The following is a 3,468-nucleotide window of genomic DNA, read 5'->3' as shown; positions in this document are numbered from 1 at the left end:
CGATCATGCGCGTATCGGCCCTTGCGGGTTGTGTGTGTGGGGTGTGTGGTACGGGGTTGTTGTTTGAGAACTACATAGTGGACGCGAGCATCTTTTATAAGAAGCAATTTCCAAGAATATGAACCTGGATCTGATCCGTGATTGTGCTGCCGCCTTTTGGGTGGTGGTTGGTTGCGGTCTGGTTCCATGGTTTTCTCGAAAATTACTCCTTGATCTTTTGTGGTCAAGTTTTTAAGAGCACACGGTGGATGCCTTGGCATTAGGAGCCGAAGAAGGACGTAGGAATCTGCGATAAGCCTGGGGGAGTCGATAACCGGACTGTGATCCCAGGGTGTCCGAATGGGGAAACCCCGCCAGACGCGCGAGTGATCTGGTGACCCGCATCTGAACACATAGGGTGCGTGGAGGGAACGCGGGGAAGTGAAACATCTCAGTACCCGCAGGAAGAGAAAACAATAGTGATTCCGTCAGTAGTGGCGAGCGAACGCGGATCAGGCTAAACCGTTCCATGTGTGATAGCCGGCGGGCGTTGCATGGTCGGGGTTGTGGGACTTCCCACTCCAGCTCTGCCGGGCTGGGAAGGTGAGAGTGCAGGCATAGGTGAACGGTCTTGAAAGGCCGGCCGTAGAGGGTGTAAGCCCCGTAACCGAAATGTTGTGCACCGCCTGGTGAAGTATCCCAAGTAGCACGGGGCCCGAGAAATCCCGTGCGAATCTGTCAGGACCACCTGATAAGCCTAAATACTCCCTAATGACCGATAGCGGACCAGTACCGTGAGGGAAAGGTGAAAAGTACCCCGGGAGGGGAGTGAAACAGTACCTGAAACCGTGTGCTTACAATCCGTCGGAGCCWYCRCAGCTTGCTGTGTTGKGGTGACGGCGTGCCTTTTGAAGAATGAGCCTGCGAGTTAGTGTTACGTCGCGAGGTTAACCCGTGTGGGGAAGCCGTAGCGAAAGCGAGTCTGAATAGGGCGTTGCAGTGGCGTGATCTAGACCCGAAGCGAAGTGATCTACCCATGGCCAGGTTGAAGCGACGGTAAGACGTCGTGGAGGACCGAACCCACTTCAGTTGAAAATGGAGGGGATGAGCTGTGGGTAGGGGTGAAAGGCCAATCAAACTTCGTGATAGCTGGTTCTCCCCGAAATGCATTTAGGTGCAGCGTTGCGTGTTTCTTACCGGAGGTAGAGCTACTGGATGGCTAATGGGCCCTACAAGGTTACTGACGTCAGCCAAACTCCGAATGCCGGTAAGTGAGAGCGCAGCAGTGAGACTGTGGGGGATAAGCTTCATAGTCGAGAGGGAAACAGCCCAGACCACCAACTAAGGCCCCTAAGCGTGTGCTAAGTGGGAAAGGATGTGGAGTTGCGAAGACAACCAGGAGGTTGGCTTAGAAGCAGCCATCCTTAAAAGAGTGCGTAATAGCTCACTGGTCAAGTGATTCCGCGCCGACAATGTAGCGGGGCTCAAGTACACCGCCGAAGTTGTGGATTTCAGATATTAGCTAAGCCCTTGTGGTTCAGGCGTCTGGAGTGGTAGGGGAGCGTCGTGTGGGCGGTGAAGTCGCGGTGTAAACCAGCGGTGGAGCCTACACGAGTGAGAATGCAGGCATGAGTAGCGAAAGACGGGTGAGAAACCCGTCCGCCGAATGATCAAGGGTTCCAGGGTCAAGCTAATCTGCCCTGGGTAAGTCGGGACCTAAGGCGAGGCCGACAGGCGTAGTCGATGGACAACGGGTTGATATTCCCGTACCGGCGAAAAACCGCCCATGCTGAACAGGGGATACTAACCGCCCGAAACCTGCCCTAGCACCCTTCGGGGTGTGTGGGTTTTGGTGGAGCGCGGGACCTGATCCTGGGAGGCAAGCGTATTAACAGGTGTGACGCAGGAAGGTAGCCAAGCCGGGCGATGGTTGTCCCGGTCTAAGGATGTAGGGCGAACGGTAGGCAAATCCGCCGTTCATGATGCCTGAGACCCGATGGGACCCCCGTATGGGGGGATTTGGTGATCCTATGCTGCCGAGAAAAGCATCGACGCGAGGTTTTAGCCGCCCGTACCCCAAACCGACACAGGTGATCAGGTAGAGAATACTAAGGCGATCGAGAGAATTATGGTTAAGGAACTCGGCAAAATGCCCCCGTAACTTCGGGAGAAGGGGGGCCCCAACCTTGATGGACACACGCTGTCCGGAGGGGATCGGGGCCGCAGAGACCAGGGGGAAGCGACTGTTTACTAAAAACACAGGTCCGTGCGAAGTCGCAAGACGATGTATACGGACTGACTCCTGCCCGGTGCTGGAAGGTTAAGAGGACCGGTTAGCCGCAAGGCGAAGCTGAGAATTTAAGCCCCAGTAAACGGCGGTGGTAACTATAACCATCCTAAGGTAGCGAAATTCCTTGTCGGGTAAGTTCCGACCTGCACGAATGGAGTAACGACTTCCCCGCTGTCTCAACCATAAACTCGGCGAAATTGCAGTACGAGTAAAGATGCTCGTTACGCGCAGCAGGACGGAAAGACCCCGAGACCTTTACTATAGTTTGGTATTGGTGTTCGGAGTGGCTTGTGTAGGATAGGTGGGAGACGTTGAAGCCCGGACGCCAGTTCGGGTGGAGTCATCGTTGAAATACCACTCTGGTCACTTTGGACATCTAACTTCGGCCCGTAATCCGGGTCAGGGACAGTGCCTGATGGGTAGTTTAACTGGGGCGGTTGCCTCCTAAAAAGTAACGGAGGCGCCCAAAGGTTCCCTCAGCCTGGTTGGCAATCAGGTGTCGAGTGTAAGTGCACAAGGGAGCTTGACTGTGAGAGAGACATCTCGAGCAGGGACGAAAGTCGGGACTAGTGATCCGGCGGTACATTGTGGAATGGCCGTCGCTCAACGGATAAAAGGTACCTCGGGGATAACAGGCTGATCTTGCCCAAGAGTCCATATCGACGGCATGGTTTGGCACCTCGATGTCGGCTCGTCGCATCCTGGGGCTGGAGTAGGTCCCAAGGGTTGGGCTGTTCGCCCATTAAAGCGGTACGCGAGCTGGGTTTAGAACGTCGTGAGACAGTTCGGTCCCTATCCGCTGCGCGCGCAGGAAATTTGAGAAGGGCTGTCCTTAGTACGAGAGGACCGGGACGGACGAACCTCTGGTGTGTCAGTTGTACTGCCAAGTGCACCGCTGATTAGCTACGTTCGGATGGGATAACCGCTGAAAGCATCTAAGCGGGAAGCTCGCTTCGAGATGAGATTTCCATACACCTTGTGTGTGAGAGGCCCCCAGCCAGACCACTGGGTTGATAGGCCGGATGTGGAAGCGAGGACTAACGACTCGTGAAGCTGACCGGTACTAATAGGCCGATAACTTACACCACACACCCCTCCCGTGAACGGATTCAAAAGACGTTCACACCATGGGAAGGGTACAAAGAAACAAGACTGCTTGCGTCCACTATGTGGTTCCCAACCAACAAACCCGTCACCGG

The 3,468-nt window shown here is 55.0% G+C and carries 1 rRNA gene; it reads left to right on the top strand.

The window, feature by feature from the left end:
* The first annotated feature begins 221 nt into the window (after positions 1-221).
* A 23S ribosomal RNA gene (locus AB4Y72_RS19615) occupies positions 222-3,357 on the top strand.
* The last annotated feature ends 111 nt before the right edge of the window (positions 3,358-3,468 follow it).

It is taken from the genome of Arthrobacter sp. YAF34, assembly GCF_052113245.1.
GTDB lineage: Bacteria > Actinomycetota > Actinomycetes > Actinomycetales > Micrococcaceae > Arthrobacter.
This window is presented reverse-complemented; position numbering and strand designations above follow the sequence as displayed.